Annotated in this window: 21 protein-coding genes and 1 tRNA gene; 12 read left to right on the forward strand and 10 right to left on the reverse strand. The window is 70.9% G+C overall.

Annotation, left to right across the window (positions count from 1 at the left end):
* Nucleotides 1–18: 18 nt before the first annotated feature.
* From DLJ49_RS11245 to DLJ49_RS11285, 9 genes are all read left to right on the forward strand, one after another.
* Nucleotides 19–213, forward strand: a complete 195-nt coding sequence (locus DLJ49_RS11245) for a hypothetical protein (RefSeq protein ID WP_115393649.1) — start codon at nt 19–21, stop codon at nt 211–213.
* On the forward strand, nt 210–1,016 hold the full coding sequence (locus DLJ49_RS11250; RefSeq protein WP_115393650.1) for a polysaccharide pyruvyl transferase family protein: 807 nt from the start codon (nt 210–212) through the stop codon (nt 1,014–1,016). Before DLJ49_RS11245 ends, DLJ49_RS11250 begins: the two co-directional genes overlap by 4 nt.
* Nucleotides 1,017–1,024: 8 nt before the next feature.
* Nucleotides 1,025–1,336: a heavy metal-binding domain-containing protein gene (locus DLJ49_RS11255; RefSeq protein ID WP_115393651.1), complete on the forward strand. Its 312-nt coding sequence runs from the start codon at nt 1,025–1,027 to the stop codon at nt 1,334–1,336.
* Nucleotides 1,337–1,485: 149 nt separating this feature from the next.
* Nucleotides 1,486–1,782 (forward strand): hypothetical protein, encoded by a 297-nt coding sequence (locus tag DLJ49_RS11260; protein WP_115393652.1) that lies wholly within the window; start codon nt 1,486–1,488, stop codon nt 1,780–1,782.
* A gap of 100 nt (nt 1,783–1,882) precedes the next feature.
* The gene (sufC, locus tag DLJ49_RS11265; protein ID WP_115393653.1) at nt 1,883–2,638 is read left to right on the forward strand and encodes a Fe-S cluster assembly ATPase SufC; all 756 of its coding nucleotides are present in this window, start codon (nt 1,883–1,885) and stop codon (nt 2,636–2,638) included.
* Nucleotides 2,638–3,948: a Fe-S cluster assembly protein SufD gene (gene sufD / locus DLJ49_RS11270; protein ID WP_115393654.1), complete on the forward strand. Its 1,311-nt coding sequence runs from the start codon at nt 2,638–2,640 to the stop codon at nt 3,946–3,948. Before sufC ends, sufD begins: the two co-directional genes overlap by 1 nt.
* A gap of 3 nt (nt 3,949–3,951) precedes the next feature.
* Complete coding sequence (locus DLJ49_RS11275; RefSeq protein WP_115393655.1) at nt 3,952–4,452, forward strand: YIP1 family protein; 501 nt, start codon at nt 3,952–3,954, stop codon at nt 4,450–4,452.
* A 3-nt stretch (nt 4,453–4,455) separates the two neighbouring features.
* A complete protein-coding gene (locus DLJ49_RS11280; protein WP_115393656.1) occupies nt 4,456–5,064 on the forward strand; it encodes a Yip1 family protein in 609 nt (202 codons plus the stop codon).
* Nucleotides 5,057–6,277 (forward strand): cysteine desulfurase, encoded by a 1,221-nt coding sequence (locus DLJ49_RS11285; protein WP_115393657.1) that lies wholly within the window; start codon nt 5,057–5,059, stop codon nt 6,275–6,277. The genes DLJ49_RS11280 and DLJ49_RS11285 overlap by 8 nt, the downstream gene beginning before the upstream one ends.
* Before the next feature lie 51 nt (nt 6,278–6,328).
* Here DLJ49_RS11285 and atzF read toward each other — a convergent pair whose 3' ends face one another.
* Genes atzF through DLJ49_RS11330 form a run of 9 tightly spaced genes read right to left on the reverse strand, consistent with a single transcriptional unit; the run spans nt 6,329 to nt 15,613 of the window.
* The gene (atzF, locus tag DLJ49_RS11290) at nt 6,329–8,140 is read right to left on the reverse strand and encodes an allophanate hydrolase (protein WP_115393658.1); all 1,812 of its coding nucleotides are present in this window, start codon (nt 8,138–8,140) and stop codon (nt 6,329–6,331) included.
* Nucleotides 8,137–8,481 (reverse strand): cupin domain-containing protein, encoded by a 345-nt coding sequence (locus DLJ49_RS11295; protein ID WP_115393659.1) that lies wholly within the window; start codon nt 8,479–8,481, stop codon nt 8,137–8,139. Before DLJ49_RS11295 ends, atzF begins: the two co-directional genes overlap by 4 nt.
* 10 nt (nt 8,482–8,491) lie before the next feature.
* Nucleotides 8,492–9,190, reverse strand: a complete 699-nt coding sequence (locus DLJ49_RS11300; protein ID WP_115393660.1) for a cysteine hydrolase family protein — start codon at nt 9,188–9,190, stop codon at nt 8,492–8,494.
* Complete coding sequence (locus DLJ49_RS11305; protein WP_115393661.1) at nt 9,187–10,716, reverse strand: ABC transporter ATP-binding protein; 1,530 nt, start codon at nt 10,714–10,716, stop codon at nt 9,187–9,189. The genes DLJ49_RS11300 and DLJ49_RS11305 overlap by 4 nt, the downstream gene beginning before the upstream one ends.
* Nucleotides 10,713–11,405, reverse strand: a complete 693-nt coding sequence (locus DLJ49_RS11310; RefSeq protein WP_115393662.1) for a biuret amidohydrolase — start codon at nt 11,403–11,405, stop codon at nt 10,713–10,715. The genes DLJ49_RS11305 and DLJ49_RS11310 overlap by 4 nt, the downstream gene beginning before the upstream one ends.
* On the reverse strand, nt 11,402–12,418 hold the full coding sequence (locus DLJ49_RS11315; protein ID WP_115393663.1) for a formamidase: 1,017 nt from the start codon (nt 12,416–12,418) through the stop codon (nt 11,402–11,404). The genes DLJ49_RS11310 and DLJ49_RS11315 overlap by 4 nt, the downstream gene beginning before the upstream one ends.
* 9 nt (nt 12,419–12,427) lie before the next feature.
* Nucleotides 12,428–13,351 (reverse strand): ABC transporter permease, encoded by a 924-nt coding sequence (locus DLJ49_RS11320; RefSeq protein WP_115393664.1) that lies wholly within the window; start codon nt 13,349–13,351, stop codon nt 12,428–12,430.
* The gene (locus tag DLJ49_RS11325) at nt 13,351–14,469 is read right to left on the reverse strand and encodes an ABC transporter permease (protein ID WP_115393665.1); all 1,119 of its coding nucleotides are present in this window, start codon (nt 14,467–14,469) and stop codon (nt 13,351–13,353) included. Before DLJ49_RS11325 ends, DLJ49_RS11320 begins: the two co-directional genes overlap by 1 nt.
* A gap of 22 nt (nt 14,470–14,491) precedes the next feature.
* Nucleotides 14,492–15,613 carry a BMP family ABC transporter substrate-binding protein gene (locus DLJ49_RS11330; protein ID WP_115393666.1) on the reverse strand — a complete coding sequence of 374 codons (1,122 nt, stop codon included), beginning with the start codon at nt 15,611–15,613 and terminating at the stop codon, nt 14,492–14,494.
* Between the two features lie 153 nt (nt 15,614–15,766).
* Here DLJ49_RS11330 and DLJ49_RS11335 point away from each other — a divergent pair, with 153 nt between their 5' ends.
* The 3 genes from DLJ49_RS11335 (at nt 15,767) to DLJ49_RS11345 (ending at nt 17,773) form a co-directional block, all read left to right on the forward strand.
* Nucleotides 15,767–16,675: a LysR family transcriptional regulator gene (locus DLJ49_RS11335; protein WP_115393667.1), complete on the forward strand. Its 909-nt coding sequence runs from the start codon at nt 15,767–15,769 to the stop codon at nt 16,673–16,675.
* Between the two features lie 491 nt (nt 16,676–17,166).
* Nucleotides 17,167–17,243 (forward strand) — tRNA-Arg (locus DLJ49_RS11340).
* A 143-nt stretch (nt 17,244–17,386) separates the two neighbouring features.
* On the forward strand, nt 17,387–17,773 hold the full coding sequence (locus tag DLJ49_RS11345) for a GFA family protein (RefSeq protein ID WP_158547452.1): 387 nt from the start codon (nt 17,387–17,389) through the stop codon (nt 17,771–17,773).
* 85 nt (nt 17,774–17,858) lie between these two features.
* Here DLJ49_RS11345 and DLJ49_RS22095 read toward each other — a convergent pair whose 3' ends face one another.
* Entirely contained in the window at nt 17,859–19,490 is a 1,632-nt protein-coding gene (locus tag DLJ49_RS22095; RefSeq protein ID WP_199533359.1) for an alpha-D-glucose phosphate-specific phosphoglucomutase, read from the reverse strand.
* Between the last annotated feature and the right edge of the window lie 10 nt (nt 19,491–19,500).

Here is a 19,500-nt window from a genome sequence, read left to right on the forward strand (position 1 = left end):
GGCAGGGGGAGAGGGCTCATGGCGCGCATGCTCACGCAGGCGGCCCTGACGGGCGCGTTCTGTCTCGTTTTCGCCCTTGCGGTGGACACGGTGACCGACACGCTCTCGGTCGGTGCGTTCCTCGCCGTGTCCTTCGCATCGGGCTTCCTCGGCAGCCTCTTCGCGCAGACGGCGCTGCGCCGGGGCCGGCCTGTGGCAGGAGAGGCCGAATGACCGCGATCCGGCTGTTCTGGTATCGGCGCGAGGCCAATTTCGGCGACGCGCTCTCGCCCCTCGTCGTCGGCCATGTCTCGGGCCGGCCGGTAAAATGGGCACCGAAGGACGCCGCCGAGCTCTTCGCCTGCGGCTCGCTGATGCGCATGGTGGCCGCCGGCGTCGAGGCGCCGCGCGCGCCGCGCGCGCCGCGGCCGGTCGTCTGGGGCACGGGCTGCATGGGGCCGGTCGAGCGCGGTTTTCTCGACCGGGTCGACGTGGCGCTGTTGCGCGGGCCGGTGACGGCTGCGCTTCTCGAACGCGCCGACACGCGCTTCGGCGACCCCGGGCTGCTCGCGGCCGAGGCGGTGGGCGGTCTGCCTGCGCGGGACGACAAGGTGGGCATCGTGCCTCATCTGACCAAGCGGGGCGACCCGGCGCTCACAGCGCTTGCCGCGGCCGAGCCGCGCATCGAGGTGATCGACCCGGCGGGCGAGCCGGCCGATGTGGTGCGCCGCATCGCGTCGTGCGCCTATGTGCTGTCGTCGTCGCTGCACGGCCTCGTCGTGGCCGATGCCTGCGGGGTGCCGAGCGACTGGCTCGAGCCGTGGGGCCAGCACGCCCATGCCGCGCTCAAGTTCCATGACTATGCCGCGAGCGTGGGCCGTGCGCTGGGCGCGCCGCTCGCGGTGGCCGACATCCCCGCCCGCATCGCCCGGCCCCTGCCGCAGGCGATCCGCCACGGGGCCGCCGTCACCGAGGCGCAGCATGCCCTGCGCGAGAGTTTCCCGGCCCGCCTGCGGGCCGCCCAGGCCGCTGCATGAGGACAGAGATGATCGTCACCACCACTCCCACCGTCGAAGGCCGCACCATCACCGCCTATCATGGCGTCGTGGTCGGCGAGGCCATCCTCGGCGCCAACGTCTTCCGCGACATCTTCGCGGGGATCACCGACATCATCGGCGGCCGCTCCGGCGCCTACGAGGCGAGCCTGCGCGAGGCGCGCGAGACCGCCTTCTCGGAGCTGGAGGAGCATGGCCGCGCCATCGGCGGCAACGCCATTGTCGGCGTCGATATCGACTACGAGGTCGTCAACAACATGCTGATGGTCTCGGTTTCCGGCACCGCCGTCACGCTCTCCTGATCCCGACCGCACCACGACGCGCCGAGGCCCCATGCCTGCCTTCACCGCCGAATTTCCGCCGCTTCTGCCAGTGCTCGCCGCGCGCGTGCCACATGCGCGCCCGCTTCGCTGCGCATGTCTTGCGGAAAAGGTTGAAGAAGGGGGCAAGGATGCCGGCCGACAAGCGCTTTCACGAGCGAATCCAGCGGATCGAACGGGGCAGAACATGGGCGCCCGACGGCGTCATCCACTGTCCGCCGGGCCAGAAGCACCGCGGCCGGCGCGCCCGGCGAGGTGGCGGGCCGGGCCTGTCGGTCCTGGTGCTGCTCGCCCTGCCCGCGGCGGTGGCGCTCGCGGGGCCCGAGAGGCTGCCTGCCCCCGTCCTCGGCTTCTTTACCGCGCCGACGACCGAGGCCGCGATGGCCTCGCTCGGCCAGTGGCCGCCGCTCGCCGAGATCGTGCGCTGACCCTTCGGGCGGCCCCGCGCCGCCCCGTTCCCGCACTCGAACCCAGCAATCCCCGGCCTGCCGCGGCAGCGCCGGGCGCACGCATTTGAAGGAGTCCGACATGCTCGACATCAAGAACCTGCACGTGAAACTCGAGGAAGAGGACAAGGAGATCCTCAAGGGCGTCGACCTCAGCGTCGAGGCCGGCAAGGTCCATGCGATCATGGGGCCGAACGGCTCGGGCAAGTCGACGCTCTCCTACGTGCTCTCGGGCCGCGACGGCTACGAGGTGACCGAGGGTTCGGCCACGCTCGAAGGCGCCGACATCCTGTCGATGGAGCCCGAGGAGCGCGCGGCGGCCGGCCTGTTCCTGGCGTTCCAGTACCCCGTCGAGATCCCCGGCGTCGGCAACATGACCTTCCTGCGCACGGCCGTGAACGCCCAGCGCAAGGCCCGCGGCGAGGACGAGATCAGCGCCGGCGACTTCCTCAAGCTCGTCCGCGAGAAGGCGAAGGATCTGCGGATGGACCAGGACATGCTGAAGCGGCCGGTCAACGTGGGCTTCTCGGGCGGCGAGAAGAAGCGCAACGAGATCCTGCAGATGGCGATTCTGCAGCCCAGGATGTGCATCCTCGACGAGACCGATTCGGGCCTCGACGTCGACGCGATGAAGCTGGTCTCGCAGGGTGTGAACGCGCTGCGAGACGCCGGGCGCTCCTTCCTCGTCATTACCCATTACCAGCGCCTGCTCGACCATATCGTGCCCGACGTCGTCCACATCATGTCGGGCGGGCGCATCGTGCAGACCGGCGGGCCGGAGTTGGCACGCCAGGTCGAGGAAGAGGGATACGGCCACCTGAACGAGGAGACCGCGTGATGGCGACGCCGACCAGGGTCAAGCAGCAGGCGCTACAGGCCAAGCACGACGCGCTCGAGGCGCGGCTGGCCGCGATGACCATGCCCGCGGGCGGCGGCTGGATCGTGTCGGCGCGCAACGCCGCGCTGACGCGGCTGCGCGAGACCGGCCTGCCGCACAAGCGCGACGAATACTGGAAATATACCGATCCCGCGACGCTGGTTCAGCCCGAGCCGGTGCAGGCGGCGCTGTTCGACGACGACGGCGAGGCGCCCGTCTTCGGCGAGATCGACCGGGTCAAGCTGGTGTTCGTCGATGGCGTGTTCGATTCCGACAAGTCCGACGACCCGTCGCTGGCCGGTGTCGAGATCGAGCGCCTCGAAGAGGCAAGCACCAGGGATCTTCACTGGGCGCGCGATCTTTACGGCACGCTCGAGGCGCGGGGGCAGTCGCCCGTCCGCCGTCCGCTCGCCACCCTCAACACCGCCTTCGCCACCGACGGCGTGCTGATCCGCGTCACGGGCCGGGCGGCCAAGCCCGTAAGCCTGGTTTACCTCCACCGGTCAGAGACTTCCGACGCGATCCTTCACCACTGCATCAAGGTGGAGGCGGGCGCCGAGCTGACGGTGCTGGAAAACGGCCCCGCCGCCGCGCGCTTCAACAAGGTGATGGAGGTCGACGTGGCCGAAGGCGGCACCTTCCACCATGTCCGCGCGCAGGGCCGCGACCACGAGCGGCGCGCGGCCACCCACATTTTCGCGCAGGTCGCCCGCGAGGCCACGTTCAAGTCGTTCACCCTGACGGCCAACGGCGTGCTCACGCGCAACGAGGTCGTCGTCGAATTTACCGGCGACGACGCGGTGGCCCACGTCGCCGGCGCGTGCCTCGGCGACGGTGATTTCCACCACGACGACACGGTGTTCGTCACCCACGACGCCGAGCGCTGCGAGAGCCGGCAGGTCTTCAAGAAGGTCCTGCGCAACGGCGCGATCGGCGTCTTCCAGGGCAAGATCCTCGTCCAGCCCGGCGCGCAGAAGACCGACGGCTACCAGATCAGCCAGTCGCTGCTGCTCGACGAGGACAGCCAGTTCCTCGCCAAGCCGGAACTGGAAATCTACGCCGACGACGTGGCGTGCTCGCATGGCTCGACCTCGGGCGCGATCGACGAGGAGGGGCTGTTCTACCTGCGGTCCCGCGGCATCCCCGAGGGGCCGGCGACGGACCTTATGGTGCTCGCCTTCCTCGCCGAGGCGATCGAGGAAATCGACGACGAGAAGATCGCCGACGACATAACCTCGCGCCTCGAGGCGTGGCTGGCGCGCCGGAGGTAGCGCTTGGCCATCTCGACCGAGATCGTCCGCACCTACCGGTCGCCGCGGGCCGTGATCCGGCGTCTGCTGGACGGCGGCCCGCGCGAGGATCGCGGCATCGCCTGGGTCATGGGGGCGTGCCTCATCATCTTCATCGGTCAGTGGCCGCGGCTGCAGCGCGAGGCGATGCTCGACCCCGAAGGCGCCCCCCTCGATGCGCGCATCGGCGCGGCGCTGTTCGCGTGGCTCTTCATCGCGCCGCTCCTGCTCTACGGGATCGCCGCGCTGTCGCACATCGTCGCCCGTCTCTTCGGGGGCAAGGGCACGTGGTGGGGGGCGCGTGCGGCCCTGTTCTGGACGCTTCTCGCCACCTCGCCGCTCTTCCTGCTGCAGGGGATGGCGGCGGGGTTTTTCGGCGAGGGGCCCGAACTGACCATCGCCTCGTCGGTCACCGCCCTTGCGTTCCTGTCGATCTGGGGCATATCGCTGCGCGAAGCGGAGAGGCCCCAGGAAAGGCGTGCCTGAACCATGTCCGAGACCGCCCTCATCCCCGGCCTGATCCGGCAGACCTTTTCCGACCCGCAGGGCGCGGCCCGCCGGCTCGTCGCGCTCGACCTGCCGGCACCTGTTCTCTGGCAGGCGCTCGTGCTCGTCGTGGCGCTCTCGGCCATGGCGGCGCAGGTCTCGTCGCTCCTTCTCTCGGGCGGCCCGGCGGCCGAGGGCGAGGCGCTCCTGCCCTTCGCCCAGAGCCCGCTCCTCGTCGGGATGATCCAGGGCGCTATCCTCGTGATCATGGTGTTCGCCGTCCACTGGATCGGCCGCAGCTTCGGCGGGGTGGGGCGGATCGAGGATTCGATCGCCGCCGTGACCTGGCTGCAATTCCTGCTCGTCTGCCTGCAGGTCGTCCAGCTCGGCGTCGGCTTCGTTTCGCCCGCGCTCTCGGGGCTGGTAGGGCTGGCGGGCATCGTCTTCTTCTTCTGGCTGCTGACGCAGTTCGTGATGGCCGTGCACGAGTTCGAGAGTGCCGCGATGGTCTTCGTCATGATCGTGGTGTCGCTGCTCGCGATCGTCTTCGCGCTGTCGCTCGTCCTCACGCTGCTCGGCCTGACCGTCCCCGGGGAGGCCCCGAATGTATGACGTCCAAAGGATCCGCGCCGATTTTCCCATCCTCGCCCGCGAGGTGAACGGCAAACCGCTGACCTATCTCGACAACGGCGCCTCGGCGCAGAAGCCGCAGGCGGTGATCGACGCGGTGACGCGCGGCTATGCCGAGGAATATTCCAACGTCCACCGCGGCCTGCACACTCTGTCGAACCTGTCGACCGAGCGCTACGAGGCCGTCCGAGGCACCATCGCGCGATTCCTCGGCGCGGCCGACGAGCGCGAGATCGTCTTCACCTCGGGCACGACCGAGGGGATCAACCTCGTCTGCTACGGCTGGGCGATGCCGCGGATCGAGCCGGGCGACGAGATCGTCCTGTCGGTGATGGAGCATCACGCCAACATCGTGCCCTGGCACTTCCTGCGCGAGCGCCACGGCGCGGTGCTGAAATGGGTCGAGACCGAGCCCGACGGATCGCTCGACCCCCAGGCGGTGATCGACGCCATCGGCCCGAGGACGAGGCTCGTCGCCGTCACCCACATGTCGAACGTGCTCGGCACCGTTGTCGACGTGGCCGCCATCGTGAAGGGCGCCCACGACAAGGGCGCGGCGGTGCTGGTCGACGGCTCGCAGGCGGCGGTGCACCTGCCGGTGGACGTCGATGCGATCGGCGCCGACTTCTACGCGGTCACGGGGCACAAGCTCTACGGCCCCTCCGGCTCGGGCGCGATCCACATCCGAAGGGAACGGATGGACGAGATGCGCCCCTTCATGGGCGGCGGCGACATGATCAGGGAAGTCCACCGTGACGAAGTGACCTATGCCGAGCCGCCGATGAAGTTCGAGGCGGGCACGCCCGGCATCGTGCAGCAGATCGGCCTCGGCGCCGCTCTCGACTACATGATGGGGCTGGGCATGGAGAACATCGCCGCCCACGAGGCCTCCTTGCGCGACTACGCCCGCGAGCGGCTGCACGGGTTGAACTGGCTCAAGGTGCATGGCGACGCGCCGGGCAAGGGCGCGATCTTTTCCTTCACGATGGCCGGCGGCGCCCACCCGCACGACATCTCGACGATCCTCGACAAGAAGGGCGTCGCCGTGCGCGCGGGCCACCATTGCGCCGGGCCCCTGATGGATCACCTGGGCGAGACGGCGACCTGCCGCGCCTCCTTCGGCCTCTACAACACCACGGGCGAGGTCGATACGCTGGTCGAGGCGCTCGAACTCTGCCACGATCTGCTCGGGTGACGGCCGGAGCCGCCGCGTCGGGCCATGGGAGCCAGCACCGCCTTCTGACCGTCAGCCCGCCGTCAGCGTCGAAGCGTGATAGGCCCGCCAGCCGCCAAGCGGCGTGATGTCGTCGGCGCCCTCGGTCGCTGCCGCCTCGACGAGAAAGCCCTTCACGGATCGGCCGTCCTCGAGATCTATGGTGCCGATGCACAGCGGCGCGGGGACAGCGGCGACGAAACCGCCGAATTGCTCGAGCGGGAGTGCCCAGATCTCCGCCGCGATGGCGCCCCCGTTCTTGGCGCGGAGGAGGCCCGGCCGTGTGGGCGGCCCTCCCGGCAGGGCGAAGAGCCTGTAGCGCGGCGCCGTTCGCGCCTCTCCGAGGAACCGCGCGCCGCGCGCCGTGAGTTCGGGGTTGAGCGGCATCCCCGACAGGTGCGCGCCCACCACGGCGAGGGCCACCTCGCCCGGCATCGCCCGCGGCTGCGGCTCCGCAACGGCGGTCGGGGCATGGCCCGTCGCCCCGAGCGTGCCGCCGGCAGCCCGGTGGAGGCGCGCGGCCACCGCCGCGGCCAGCCCATCCTGACCGGCACGGCCAAGCAGCGTGAGGCTGCCCGGGCGGCCGTCGCGCTCCGGTCCGGTGGGAACGGAGATGCCGCAGAGGTCCAGCAGGTTGACGAAGTTGGTATAGGTGCCCAGCCGGGAATTAGGGGTGACGGGGTCGGCCTCGATCTCGGCGAGCGAGCAGACCGTCGGGATGGTCGGCACCGCCAGCAGGTCGGTGCCGTCGAGCAGCGGCTCGGCCTGCCGCTTGAGCTCTTCCAGCCGGTAGATGCCTCGGAAGGCGTCGGCCGCCGACAGCCGGTCGGCGCCGCCCACGATACGCCGCGTGACCGGGTGCAAGGCTTCCGGCTCGCGGCGCAGCAGGTCCTCGATCACGGTCATCCGCTCGGCCACCCAGGCGCCTTCGTAGAGCATCGCGGCGACCTCGAAGAACGGCGAGAAGTCGAGCTCGACGATCTGCGCGCCGAATCCCGCCAGACGGTCGAGCGCCGCGCCGAAGCCGGCCGCTCGAGCTCCGTCACCGAAGAACTCCCGCGTCGCGGCGTCGGGCACGCCGATCCGCAGGGCCGGCGGTGGGGGGCCGAGGGGCGGCACGGCGATCGCGCGTGACCATGGGTCGGCCGGGTCGGGGCCGGCCGCGGCGTGGAAGGCGGCCCAGGCGTCCTCGACCGTGAGCGCGAAGACCGAGACGGTGTCGAGGGTGCGGCAGGCGGGGACGACGCCCGTGGCGGACAGGGCGCCGAGGCTGGGCTTCAGCCCGACGATGTTGTTGAGCGCGGCCGGCACCCGGCCGGAGCCCGCCGTGTCGGTGCCGAGAGCGAACGGCACGATCCCGCGCGCGACCGCCACCGCCGAGCCCGACGACGAGCCGCCGGGCACGAGCGCGGGATCGACCGCGTTGCGCGGCACGGGGAAGGGCGTGCGCGTGCCGACCAGCCCGGTGGCGAACTGGTCGAGATTGGTCTTGCCGATGGGGATGGCCCCTGCCGCGCGCAGGCGGGCGACCACGGTCGCGTCGGCCTCGGCGTGATAGGCGTAGGCGGGGCAGGCCGCCGTCGTCGGGCAGCCGGCCACGTCGATGTTGTCCTTCACGGCGAAGGGCAGGCCCCAGAGCGGGTAGGCCGCGGGATCGAACCGGGGCAGCGCCCCGGCCTCGGCCGCAAGGACGGACGCGGGCCGGAGGTGGAGGAAGATGCCCGGGTCGTCGGCGGCGGCCGCGCGGGCGAGCGCCTCGTCCATCGCGGCAGCCGGCGAGAGGCCGGCGGCGTAGGCGGCGTGCAGAGAGGCGATGTCGAAGGGCAGGTCGGAGAGGGTGGTCACAGGTCATCTTCCTCGTCGAGAAACCGCACCGGGCGCTCCCACTGGATCAGCACCACGCACCCCCCCTCGGACCAGACGGAGTGCTCGGTGCCGGCCGGGTTGAGCACCAGCGTTCCGGCGGGATAATGGCCGCGCTCGTCGCTCTGCACGCCCTCGAGCACGAGGATCGTCTCGAGGCCCGTATGCGCGTGCCGGGGCACCGCCGCGCCCGGCGCGTAACGCAGGAGCGCCACTGCGGGATCGGCCGCGCGCAGCTGGCAGATCTCCACGCCGTGCCGGAACGGGGCGAAGGGCAGGCCGCGCCATCCGCCGTCGAGAAGCCCGACGTGATGGCTCGGCATCGGAACCGCCTTATCCATGTTCCGCCTCGGCATCGGCCTCGGCCGGGGCGAGCGCGGCGGCGATCCGGTCGACGGTGGCCGTCCAGCCCACGATGGCGCCCTGGGCGCGGATCATCTCGAGCGTCGCTTCCTTGAAGGCGGGAAAGTAGCTTTCGGTCGCGTCCTCGGCGAGCAGGCACGCGAAGCCACGGTCGTTGGCCTCGCGCATCGTCGTCTGCACGCAGACCTCGGTGGTCACGCCCGCGAAGATCAGCGACCGCGTGCCGAGCCGGGCGAGATGGCCCGACAGGTCGGTGGCGTGAAAGGCGCCCTTGCCCGGCTTGTCGAGCACGATCTCGCCCGCGGCAGGGGCGAGCTGCGGCACGATTTCGGCGCCGGGCTCTCCCGCGATCAGAACAAGGCCCATCGGGCCGGGATCGCCGATCCGCAGGGCGGGCGTGCCGCGCTCGCGCTTGGCGGGCGGGCAGTCCGACAGGTCGGGGCGGTGGCACTCGCGCGTGTGGATCACCGGCAGGCCCGCGCCGCGGGCGACCGCGAGCAGCCGGGCGACGGTGGGAACGATGGCCCGCAGCGGCCGCACGTCGTTGCCGAGCGCCGCCCCGAAGCCGCCCTCCTCGATGAAGTCGCGCTGCATGTCGATCACGATCAGCGCCGTCGTGGCGGGATCGAACCGGAAGGGAAAGGGCTGCGCCCCCGCGATCTCTCTCATGCGTGGCCCCCCATGTGGTGGCCGATCTCGGCGCGGTCGGCCTCGGCGGCGGGGCGATCGTAGGCGATGCGCCCCTCCGACATCACCAGCACGCGGTCGGCCAGCTCGATGATCTCGTCGAGGTCTTCCGACATCAGCAGCACCGCCGTGCCCGCGTTGCGCGCCGCCATGATGCGCGCGCGGATCTCGGCCACGGCGGTGAAATCGAGCCCGAAACACGGGTTGGAGATCACCAGCAGGTCGACCTCTCCGGTCAGCTCCCGCGCCAGCACCGCGCGCTGGACGTTGCCGCCCGAGAGCGCGGCGATGGGCGCGTCGAGCGAGGCGGCCTTCACCTTGAACTCGGCCACGAGATCGGCGGCGCGGCGGCGCATCTCGGCCCCCGACAGCCAGAACCGCGTGCCGGCGCCGTTCAGGTCGAAGCTGCGGAAGCCGATGTTCTCCGTCACCGACATGCGCGGCGCGCAGGCGTTGTGCAGCGGCTCTTCCGGCAGGTAGCGGACGGCCCGCACGCGCGCTTCCTCGCGCGTGGCGCCGTAGGGCGCGCCCTTGACGCGGATCTCGCCCGAAAGCGGCGGGCGCTGGCCTGTCAACACCTCCATCAGCTCCATCTGGCCGTTGCCGGATATGCCGGCGACACCCACGATCTCGCCCGCGCGCACCGTGAGCGCGTCGATCCGTATGTCCCTCAGCCCCGAGCGGTCGCGCGCGCGGACGCCCGCCACCTCCAGCACCGCGTCGCCGGTCTCGCCCGAGCGGGGAGCGGGGCTGGCCAGCTCGGCGTCGCCCATCATCAGGCGCGCCATGTCCTCGTGGGTCAGGTCGGCCACGCGCCCCCCGCCCACCAGCCGGCCACGGCGCAGCACCGAGACGTCGTCGGCATAGGCCGTCACCTCGCGGAACTTGTGGGTGATCATCAGCACGGTGATCGTGCCCGCCGCGCAGAGCGCCTTGACGTGGCCAAGCACCTCGTCGGCCTCGTCGGGCGTGAGTACCGAGGTCGGCTCGTCGAGGATCAGGAAGCGGCGGCCGAGATAGAGCTGCTTGAGAATCTCCAGCTTCTGCTTCTCGCCGGCCGAAAGCGCCCGCACCGGCTGGTCGAGCGGCACGGCGAAGGGCATGGCGGCCATGAACCGCTCGAGCGCCGCCATCTCCGAGCGCCAGTCGATGACGCGCGGCGCGTCCTCGCGCGCGATCACGAGGTTCTCGGCCGCCGTCAGCGAGGGGACGAGCGTGAAATGCTGATAGACCATCCCGAGGCCGAGCGCGTGCGCGTCGCGCGGGTCGGCAATGCGGGCCTCGCGCCCGTCCACCAGCATCTGGCCCGAGGTGGCGTGGTAGAACCCCATCATGCACTTCACCAGCGTCGACTTGCCGGCGCCGTTCTCGCCCAGCAGCGCGTGGAAGGTGCCCGGCGCGAAGCGGATCGACACGTCGTCGAGCGCGGTGAAGGCGCCGAAGCGCATGGTCATGCCGAGCGTCTCGACGCCGAGCGCGCCCTGCGGCGTGTGGGTGGGCGAGCTCATGGCAGGCCCGCGATCAGGGCGGCACTGTCGGCCACGGCGCCGAACACCCCGCCCTGCATCGTCACCATCCTGAGCGCGGCCTCGTGGTTGCCGGGGTCGGTCGCGCCGCAGCAATCGGCCAGCACGAGGCACTCGAAGCCGCGGTCGTTCGCCTCGCGCATGGTGGTTGAGACGCAGACATCCGTCGTGATGCCGCAGATCACGAGGTTGTCGATGCCGCGCGTCCGCAGGATCAGCTCCAGATCCGTGGCGCAGAAGCTGCCCTTGCCGGGCTTGTCGATCACGGTCTCGCCCGGCAGTGGCGCGAGTTCGGGGACGATCTCCCACCCCGGCTCGCCGCGCACGAGGATCTTGCCGCAGGGGCCGGGGTCGCCGATGCCGGCGCCGATCCGCTGCGAGCGCCACCGCTTGTTGGCGGGCAGGTCCGACAGGTCGGGGCGATGCCCCTCGCGCGTGTGGAAGATGGGGTAGCCCTTCGCGCGCATCGCCGCGAGCACCGCCCTGATCGGCTCGATCGGCGCGCGGGTCAGCGACAGGTCGTAGCCCATCGCGTCGACATAGCCGCCCTTCCCGCAGAAATCGGTCTGCATGTCGATGACGATCAGCGCCGTGTTCTCCGGCCTCAGGTCGCCGTTCCAGGGCCAGGCATAGGGATCGGCCGCGACGGTGTGCTGCACCGCGTCCTTCATTCCGCCGCCTCCTGCTTGCCCCCGCCATGGAGGCGGGCGGGTGCGGGAAAGCCGCAGGAGGTGCCGTCGGTCACCTGCACCTCGTCCTCCCAGGGCAGGCGATAGCGGCCCGCGGCGAGGTCGTGCATGTAGGTGTAGGGGCAGTCCTGCGCGCCGCCCTTCACCGCGACGAAGCCGCGGTGGCCGAGCTGGTAGATGTTGTTCTCCACCCCCCAGGTCGCGCGGGCCTCGCGCACCAGGTCGGGGCGCACCTCGGCGGTGATGATCTCGTCGGCCCGGCCGGAGGTGCCGTGCGCCAGCACCGTGCCGTCGAAGTCGACGATCATCCCCTCGCCCATCGAGTCGAACGTCCCGTCGGACCCGCTCATGCAGACATTGGCCGTCACCATCAGGTTGCAGAACGAATTGCTCTGGTTGGTGAAGCGCCACGAGTCGCGGATGGGGGCGGTGTAGCCGGCCGTGCGCAGCATGACCTCGGCGCCCTTGTAGGCGCATTCGCGCGCCATCTCGGGGAACATCCCGTCATGGCAGATGATGAGGGCGAGCTTGCAGCCCCTCGGCCCGTCGATGACGGGGATGCCGAGGTCGCCCGGCTCCCACGGCTCGACCGGCACCCAGGGGTGCAGCTTGCGGTAGTAGAGCTGCACCTCGCCCGCGGGGTCGATCACGATGCCGGTGTTGTAAGGGTAGCCGCCGGGGTTCGCCTCCATGATCGAGAAGCAGCCCCAGATGTCGTGCTCGATGCAGGCGGCCTTGAAGGCGGCGACCTCCGGCCCGTCCATGCTGCACATGATCTCGGGGTTGGTGTCCATCGACAGGCCGTGCAGGGCGTATTCGGGGAACACGACCAGATCCATCGTGGGCATGTTGCGCCGCGCCTTGCCGACCATCGACACGATCTTCTCGGTCTGCGCGGCCAGATCGGCCGTCGTCTCCACCACCGGCAGCTGCAGCTGGACCAGCCCGATGACCACGCCGTTCGGGCTCTTGTTGAGGCCCCCCAATCCGTTCATGTCGGTCTCCTACTTGGTGATGGACAGCTCGGCCGGCGCCCCGGTCATCGCGCGGGTGGGCGAGGAGGTGGCGATCAGCACGCCGAGCGTGAGGACGTATGGCGCGGCGTAGAAGAGGTAGTAGCCCTCGGTTACGCCCACCGATTGCAGCGCGGGGCCGAGCGCGCCCGCGCCGCCGAAGAGGATCGCCGCCCAGAAGCAGGCGATCGGGTTCCACCGCGCGAAGATCACCAGCGCCACCGCCATCAGGCCCTGCCCCGACGAGATCCCCTCGTTCCAGCTGCCGGGGTAGAACAGCGACAGATACGCGCCGCCCACGCCGGCGAAGGCACCGCCGGCCGCCGTGGCCAGCGTGCGGATCACGGCCGGGCGCAGGCCCATGGCGCGGGCCGCGTCGGTGGAATCGCCCACGACGCGGATCAGCAGGCCGACGCGCGTGGCGCGGAACATCCACCACACCGCGACGGCCGCGACGATGCCGACGAGGAACAGCACGTTGACGCGCAGCGCCGCCTGCACCTGCGGGCTCTCGGCCCACCAGCCGAGCGGGATCGCCGGCAGGTCGGGCGCGACGGGCTGGATGAATGGCTTGCCGAAATAGAAGGCCAGCCCCATGCCCAGCAGCATCAGCGCGATGCCGATGGCGATGTCGTTGACCCGCGGCAGCGAGCAGAGCACCCCGTGGACGAGGCCGAAGACGCTTCCGGCCGCGGCGGCCGCCAGCACCCCCGCCCAGGCCGAGCCCGTCAGATAGGCCACCGCATAGCCCGACATCGCGCCGAAGACGAGCGTGCCCTCCAGCCCGAGATTGATCCGCCCCGAGCGCTCGGTCAGCACCTCGCCCAGCGAGACGAAGAGAAACGGGGTGGAGACGCGGATCGCGCCCCCGAGGATGGCGAGCGGGATCGCCCAGAGACCGAGATCGCCCTCCATCACGCCGCCCTCCACCGCTCCGGCGCAAAGACCCGGAAGCGGCCGTAGAGTGTCTCCGACACGAGGATGGCCACGAAGACGAAGCCCTGCAGCACCAGCACGGTGGCGTCCGGCAGGTCCATCCGCCGCTGCACGAGGCCGGAGGACGCCTCGAACCCGGCCAGCAGGATCGCCACGGGGATGATGGCCAGCGGGTTGTGGCGGGCGAGGAAGGCCACGAGGATGCCGGTATAGCCGAAGCCGCCCGCGAGCGAGGCGTTGGCCGAGCCGTGCACGGCCGCCACCTCGATCATGCCGGCGAGCCCCGCGCAGGCGCCGCCGAGCGCGGTGAAGCCGACGATCAGACGCCCCACCGGGAGCCCCTGCACCTGTGCCGCCCGCACGTTGCCCCCGGCGATGCGCGCGGCGAAGCCCCAGGTCGTGCGGTCGATCAGCACCCAGGCGGCGATGCAGGCGAGCACGCCCACGGCGAAGCCCCAGTGCACGTCCATGCCGGGCATGTCGCCGATCCGCAGTTGCTCGGCCAGCGGCGCGGTGGAGGGCTTGTTGAGCGAGGCCGGGTCGCGCAGCGGCCCCTCGACGAGATGGTTCATCAGGGCGATGGCGATATAGGCCATCAGGAGGCTCGCGATCGTCTCGTTCACGCCGCGATAGTGGCGCAGCGCGCCCACCGCGCCGATCCAGACCGCCCCCGCGAGCCCGCCCGCCAGCGCGAGAAGGGGAAGACCCACACCCCCGGGCAGGCCCGCGAGAGCGCCCGCGAGCGCGCCGGCGGCCAAGCCGCCGGTCACGATCGCCCCCTCGCCGCCGATGACGACGAGACCGAGCCGTGCGGGTAACGCAACGCAGAGCGCGGCGAGCAGCAGCGGCGCGGCGCGCGACAGGGTGTTCTGCCACGAAAACCATGTGCCGAACCCCGCCTTGTAGACCAGCGAATAGAACTCTGCCGGCGACTTGCCCTGCGTCAGCAGGAACAGCCCGAACACGGCGAGACCGGCGAGCAGCGCGCCGAGGGGGATGACCACCGCCTCCGCCCGGCGGGCCAGCGCGGCCAGCCAGCCGTCGGGTGCCAGCGACGGGCGCAGGCCCGCCCCCATGTCGCGGTCGGTGATCGCCATGACGCCCCCCCTCGGCCCCGGCTCAGGAGGTCGAGCCGACCACGCCCTCGACGAGGTAGTCCATGCTCTCGAGCGCCACGTCGCTCTCCTCGAAGGCCTGCCCCTCGGCGGCGATGACGTTGCCGCGGTTGTCCTTCAGCGGGCCCTCGATGACGGCGAAGCCGCCCTTGAGGATCTCGGCCCTGGTCGCCTCGAACTGGTTGCGCGCGGCGTCCGACACCGCCGGCCCCAGCGGCGACATCTTGACGAAGTTCTCGGCCAGCCCGCCGCGCACGAAGTTGGGGATCGGCTCGCCCGCCATCGTGGCCCTGACCATGTCGGTATAGACCTGCGCCCAGTTCCACTCGGCCCCGGTCAGATACTTGTCGGCGCCCAGCGCCGACTGGTCGGCATGGTAGCCGTTGAGGAACATCCCCCGCGAGGCGGCCGTCTCCATCACCACCTTCGGCCCGTCCACGTGGCAGGTGACCACGTCGCAGCCGGCATCGGCCAGCGCGTTGGTCGCCTCGGCCTCCTTGACGGCAAGCGACCATTCGCCGGTGAAGATCACCTGGCAGGTGATCGACGGGTCCACTGCGCGGGCGCCCAGCAGGTAGGAGTTGATGTTCAGCAGCACCTGCGGGATCGGCTTGGCCGCGACGAAACCGATCTTCCCGGTCTGCGTGGCGTGGCCGGCGGTAATGCCGTTGAGGTACTGCCCCATCCCGATATAGCCAAAATACGAGCCGACGTTCCCGGGGTGAACGCCCTCCTGCCAGAGCCCGCCGCAATGCTGGAAGCGCAGCTCGGGGTATTTCGGCGCGACCTCAAGGATATGCGGGTCGAAATAGCCGAACGAGGTGGGGAAGAGCAGGGTCGTTCCGTCGAAGTTGATCATCGACTCCATCGACTTCTGCACGTCGATGGTCTCGGCCACGTTCTCTTCCTCGACGACGGTGACGCCCTCCATCGCCTTGACGGCGGCGGCACCCTCGGCATGGGCCTGATTGTAGCCGAAATCGTCCTTCGGGCCGACATAGATGAAGCCGACGGTCAGGTTGCCCGAGGCGGCGGCGCGCTGCGGCAGAGGCGCGAGCGCGGCGGCGCCCGCGAGCGCCGCGCCGCCCTTCAGGACGGCACGGCGGGAAAGCGGCGAATGGTTCATGGGTCCGTGTCTCCCGGTCTGGCGGGGCGGCCCGGCGGGCCCCTCGCGATGATTTGCCCGATCACCGTCTCGCGAATCGTGTGCTGCTGTCGTCTGCTAAGTTCGCAGCAGAGTGATGCATGATTTGCACCGCAAGCCGGGAGAGATCGGACCATGCCCCAACGCCACCTTATGCCGCTGGCCTATGTCGACGCGATCGCGCGCGCGGGCTCGATCCGGAAGGCGGCCGACACGCTGTCGATCACCTCGACCGCGCTCAACCGGCGCGTGCTCGCGCTGGAGGAGGAGCTGGGCGTGCCGATCTTCGAGCGGTTGCCGAGGGGCGTGCGGCTGAACACGGCCGGCGAGCTGCTGATCGCGCATATCCGCGCACAGATGTCGGACTTCGAGAAGCTCAAGAGCCAACTCGCCGACCTGGCGGGCGAGCGGCGCGGGCACGTCGCCATCGCCTGCAGCCAGGCGTTGCTGCCCTACTTCCTGCCCGAGCGCATCTCGGCCTACCGGCGGGCGCACCCGGCGGTCACCTTCAGCGTAGCGGTGCGCGACCGGCAGGCGGCCGAGCAGGCCCTGGTCGAGCTGTCGTCCGACATCGCGCTGATCTTCGAGCCCGTGCGCGTGCGCGAGATCCAGGTGCTCATCGCGGTGCGCCAGCAGATCCACGCGGTTATGGCCGCCGATCACCCGCTCGCCGACAGGCCGAGCGTCCGCCTGCGCGACTGCGCGGCCTTTCCCGTCGGCCTGCCCGCCCCGCAATACGGCGTGCGGAACCTGCTCGACACCGCGCTGCTGCGCTCGTCGGTCGAGTTGCCGGTGGCGCTCGAGGCCGACACGTTCGAGTTCCTGCGCCGCTATCCCGGCCACGAGCACCTGATCTCGTTCCAGATCCCGGTCGGCCTGCCTGGGCGGGACGGGCAGGAACGCATCGTCTCGCGCCCCGTGGACACCCGCGACATCCCCGAGGGCTCGCTCTACCTCTGCCAGCTCCGCGGTCGGACTCTCCCGGTCGCTGCAGCGAAGTTCGCCGCCGAAGTCGAGCGCGTCCTCCAGGAGCGCTACTCCTGAGACGCAGACATCCATACCCCGACCAGTCTCACGAAGCCGAAAGCGGCCATTCCGGAGGCGACGCTCCCGCGCTTCCACCGGGGCAGGGCGCAACCGGGGCTGTCGAGCATGGTATTTGCCGAGGGCCGGCAGACACGGCCGCACACCGCGCCACGCTTTTGCCGAGGCTGCCAGCGCGCCCGACGAGATCGCCATGTGCAGGCGGCCTCGGGCCGAAGCGCCCCGTGCAGGCGGAGCACCTCGCCGACCGCCAGCGCGTCAGGCCCAGAAGAGATCGGTCTCGGCTGCGCCTTCCGTCCTTTCGCCCACGAGACGGCTGCGTTTCTCCTGTCCGGCATTGCCGACCATGCCGCCGCCCGCGGCAGCCCTTGGCGTCGCGCGCAGGGCCGCCCTCAGCACCGGGAGACGCCCCCCGCCCCGGCGCGAAAGTGTCGCCCGCGCAGGGCTCGGGGATTGCGAAAGCCCGTGGCGGGGGATATGTCACCCCGCGTGGTCGCATAGCTCAGCTGGATAGAGCGCTACCCTCCGAAGGTAGAGGCCCCAGGTTCGAATCCTGGTGCGACCGCCACAGGGTCTCTCCTGGACCACCATGTGGCGACAGCGCCCTTGTCTTTCGCTTGACCCGATGCCGTGGCGCGCTCTCCTGCTCGGCCGAGAGGGGCGCGGCGGGGGCGGAGGCGCATGATGACGGGGCGGTGCAGGTGCGGCCGGGTGGCGTGGCGGGCGTCGGCCTCGCCCTTCCGCTCGGTTCTCTGCCACTGCGCCGATTGCCGACGCCTGACAGGGGCTTCGCCGGTCGGCTATCTCGGCTTTCCCAAGCCGGTCGTGCGGTGGGAGGCGCGGCGTGCCTTCCGCGCCACCTCGGCCGGCGTGACACGCGGCGCCTGTCCCGCTTGCGGCACCCTTCTCAGTTACATGTGCACGATCTGGCCGGGCGAGCTCTACCTGCACGCGGCCACGCTCGACGACCCGGAAGGCTTCGTGCCCGAGACACATCTGCACCGGGCTGTCCGCGAGGTCGAGGGCACCGGCAAGGGCGACGGGTCGTCGCCGCACGAGGGATCGGGGCCGGCAGCTTCCCCGCGCGACCGGCCCTGAGGTCACCGCGGGGGTCGGGATGCCGGCGCCGTGACCGGGCGCCCCGCCGGGCGCCCCCCGGGCGCCCCGACGGCTGGCCGGTCCCTCAGGTGCGCACGTCCGGCGCCGTGCGGCCGGTGCGGGCGGCGATCCCGGCCAGCGCGTCGGCCGCCGCGATCATCGGTGCGAGTGCCACCTGCGGATCTTCGCCGAAGCGGGCGGGATCGTCGGTGTAGTCCTCGAGGTAGACGCGCAGCGTCGCCCCCGACGTGCCCGTGCCCGACAGGCGGAACACGATCCGCCCGCCGCCCGAGAAGCGCACGCGCAGGCCCTGCGCCTCGGCGCGGGAGCCATCGACAGGGTCGTCATAGGCGAATTCGTCGGCCGCTTCGACCATGCGGCCGCCCCATTCGGTCCCGGCGATGTCGTCGAGTCGCAGCCGCAGATCCTCCATCAGCTTGCCCGCGACCCCGGCATCGAGCCCCTCGTAATCGTGGCGCGAGTAGAAGTCGCGGCCGAATTCGGCCCAATGGTCGGCCATGACCCGGGGCACCGTCTTGCCCGTCGCCGCGAGCAGGTTCAGCCACATCAGCACGGCCCACAGCCCGTCCTTCTCGCGGACATGGGCCGAGCCGGTGCCCGCGCTCTCCTCGCCGCAGAGCGTCACGCGGCCATCGTCGAGCAGGTTACCGAAGAACTTCCAGCCGGTAGGCGTCTCGTAGAAGGCCATGCCCCGCGCCTGCGCCACACGGTCGACCGCGCGGCTCGTCGGCATCGACCGGGCGACGCCCTCGAGCCCGTCGGCGTAGCCCGGGCAGAGATGGGCGTTGGCCGCGAGCACCGCGAGCGAGTCCGACGGGGTGACGTAGGTGTGCGGGCCCACGATCATGTTGCGGTCGCCGTCGCCGTCGGAGGCGGCGCCGAGATCGGGGGCGCCCTCGGCCATCATCGCGTCCATCAGCTCCTTCGCCCAGATCGGGTTCGGGTCGGGGTGCATGCCGCCGAAATCGGGCAGGGGATGACCGTTTACCACGGTGCCTTCGGGCGCGCCGAGCCGCCCCTCCAGGATGGCGCGCGCATAGGGCCCCGTCACCGCGTTCATCGCGTCGTAGCGCATGCGGAAGCCCCCCGCGAAAAGCGCCGCGATGCGGTCGAAGTCGAAGAGCCGTTCCATCAGCGCGGCGTAGTCGGCCACGGGATCGACCACCTCGACCGTCGTCGCGCCGAGGGTCGTCTCGCCAGGGCGCGAGAGGTCGATATCCTGGCTCTCGAGGATCCGGTAGTCGCTGACCCGCATCGAGGCGGCGTGGATGCGCTCGGTCACGTCCTGCGGCGCCGGGCCCCCGTTCGGCGTGTTGAACTTGACGCCGAAATCCTCGTCGGGGCCGCCGGGATTGTGCGAGGCCGACAGGATGATGCCGCCATCGGTGCGGCGCGTGCGGATGAGGTTCGACGCGGCCGGAGTGGAGAGCAGCGCGCCCGCGCCCACGATCACCCGGCGCGCCCCCTGCGCGGCCGCCATCCGCAGGATGACCTGCGCCGCGCGGTCGTTGAAGTAGCGCCCGTCGCCGCCGAGCACGAGCGTCTTGCCCTGCGCGCCGCCGATCCCGTCGAAGATCGCCTGCACGAAATTTTCCAGGTAATGCGGCCCCATGAAGACGCGCGTCTTCTTGCGCAGGCCCGAGGTGCCGGGCTTCTGCCCCTCGATCGGGTCTGTGGCGACCGTGATCACGTCCATCCTTGGCTCC

Origin of the sequence: Rhodovulum sp. 12E13 (genome assembly GCF_003340565.1) — a bacterium.
GTDB lineage: Bacteria > Pseudomonadota > Alphaproteobacteria > Rhodobacterales > Rhodobacteraceae > HLUCCA09.

Coding starts and splice junctions, on each gene's coding strand:
- DLJ49_RS11295 (WP_115393659.1), bottom strand. CDS start 8,481: ATGCCGAGCCATCACGTCGGGCTTCTCGACGGCGGATGGCGCGGCCTG.
- DLJ49_RS11255 (WP_115393651.1), top strand. CDS start 1,025: ATGATCGTCACCACCACTCCCACCGTCGAAGGCCGCACCATCACCGCC.
- DLJ49_RS11315 (WP_115393663.1), bottom strand. CDS start 12,418: ATGAACGGATTGGGGGGCCTCAACAAGAGCCCGAACGGCGTGGTCATC.
- DLJ49_RS22095 (WP_199533359.1), bottom strand. CDS start 19,490: ATGGACGTGATCACGGTCGCCACAGACCCGATCGAGGGGCAGAAGCCC.
- DLJ49_RS11300 (WP_115393660.1), bottom strand. CDS start 9,190: ATGAGAGAGATCGCGGGGGCGCAGCCCTTTCCCTTCCGGTTCGATCCC.
- DLJ49_RS11305 (WP_115393661.1), bottom strand. CDS start 10,716: ATGAGCTCGCCCACCCACACGCCGCAGGGCGCGCTCGGCGTCGAGACG.
- sufD (WP_115393654.1), top strand. CDS start 2,638: ATGGCGACGCCGACCAGGGTCAAGCAGCAGGCGCTACAGGCCAAGCAC.
- DLJ49_RS11325 (WP_115393665.1), bottom strand. CDS start 14,469: ATGGCGATCACCGACCGCGACATGGGGGCGGGCCTGCGCCCGTCGCTG.
- DLJ49_RS11310 (WP_115393662.1), bottom strand. CDS start 11,405: ATGAAGGACGCGGTGCAGCACACCGTCGCGGCCGATCCCTATGCCTGG.
- DLJ49_RS11320 (WP_115393664.1), bottom strand. CDS start 13,351: ATGGAGGGCGATCTCGGTCTCTGGGCGATCCCGCTCGCCATCCTCGGG.
- DLJ49_RS11245 (WP_115393649.1), top strand. CDS start 19: ATGGCGCGCATGCTCACGCAGGCGGCCCTGACGGGCGCGTTCTGTCTC.
- sufC (WP_115393653.1), top strand. CDS start 1,883: ATGCTCGACATCAAGAACCTGCACGTGAAACTCGAGGAAGAGGACAAG.
- DLJ49_RS11260 (WP_115393652.1), top strand. CDS start 1,486: ATGCCGGCCGACAAGCGCTTTCACGAGCGAATCCAGCGGATCGAACGG.
- DLJ49_RS11250 (WP_115393650.1), top strand. CDS start 210: ATGACCGCGATCCGGCTGTTCTGGTATCGGCGCGAGGCCAATTTCGGC.
- DLJ49_RS11335 (WP_115393667.1), top strand. CDS start 15,767: ATGCCCCAACGCCACCTTATGCCGCTGGCCTATGTCGACGCGATCGCG.
- DLJ49_RS11285 (WP_115393657.1), top strand. CDS start 5,057: ATGTATGACGTCCAAAGGATCCGCGCCGATTTTCCCATCCTCGCCCGC.
- DLJ49_RS11330 (WP_115393666.1), bottom strand. CDS start 15,613: ATGAACCATTCGCCGCTTTCCCGCCGTGCCGTCCTGAAGGGCGGCGCG.
- DLJ49_RS11280 (WP_115393656.1), top strand. CDS start 4,456: ATGTCCGAGACCGCCCTCATCCCCGGCCTGATCCGGCAGACCTTTTCC.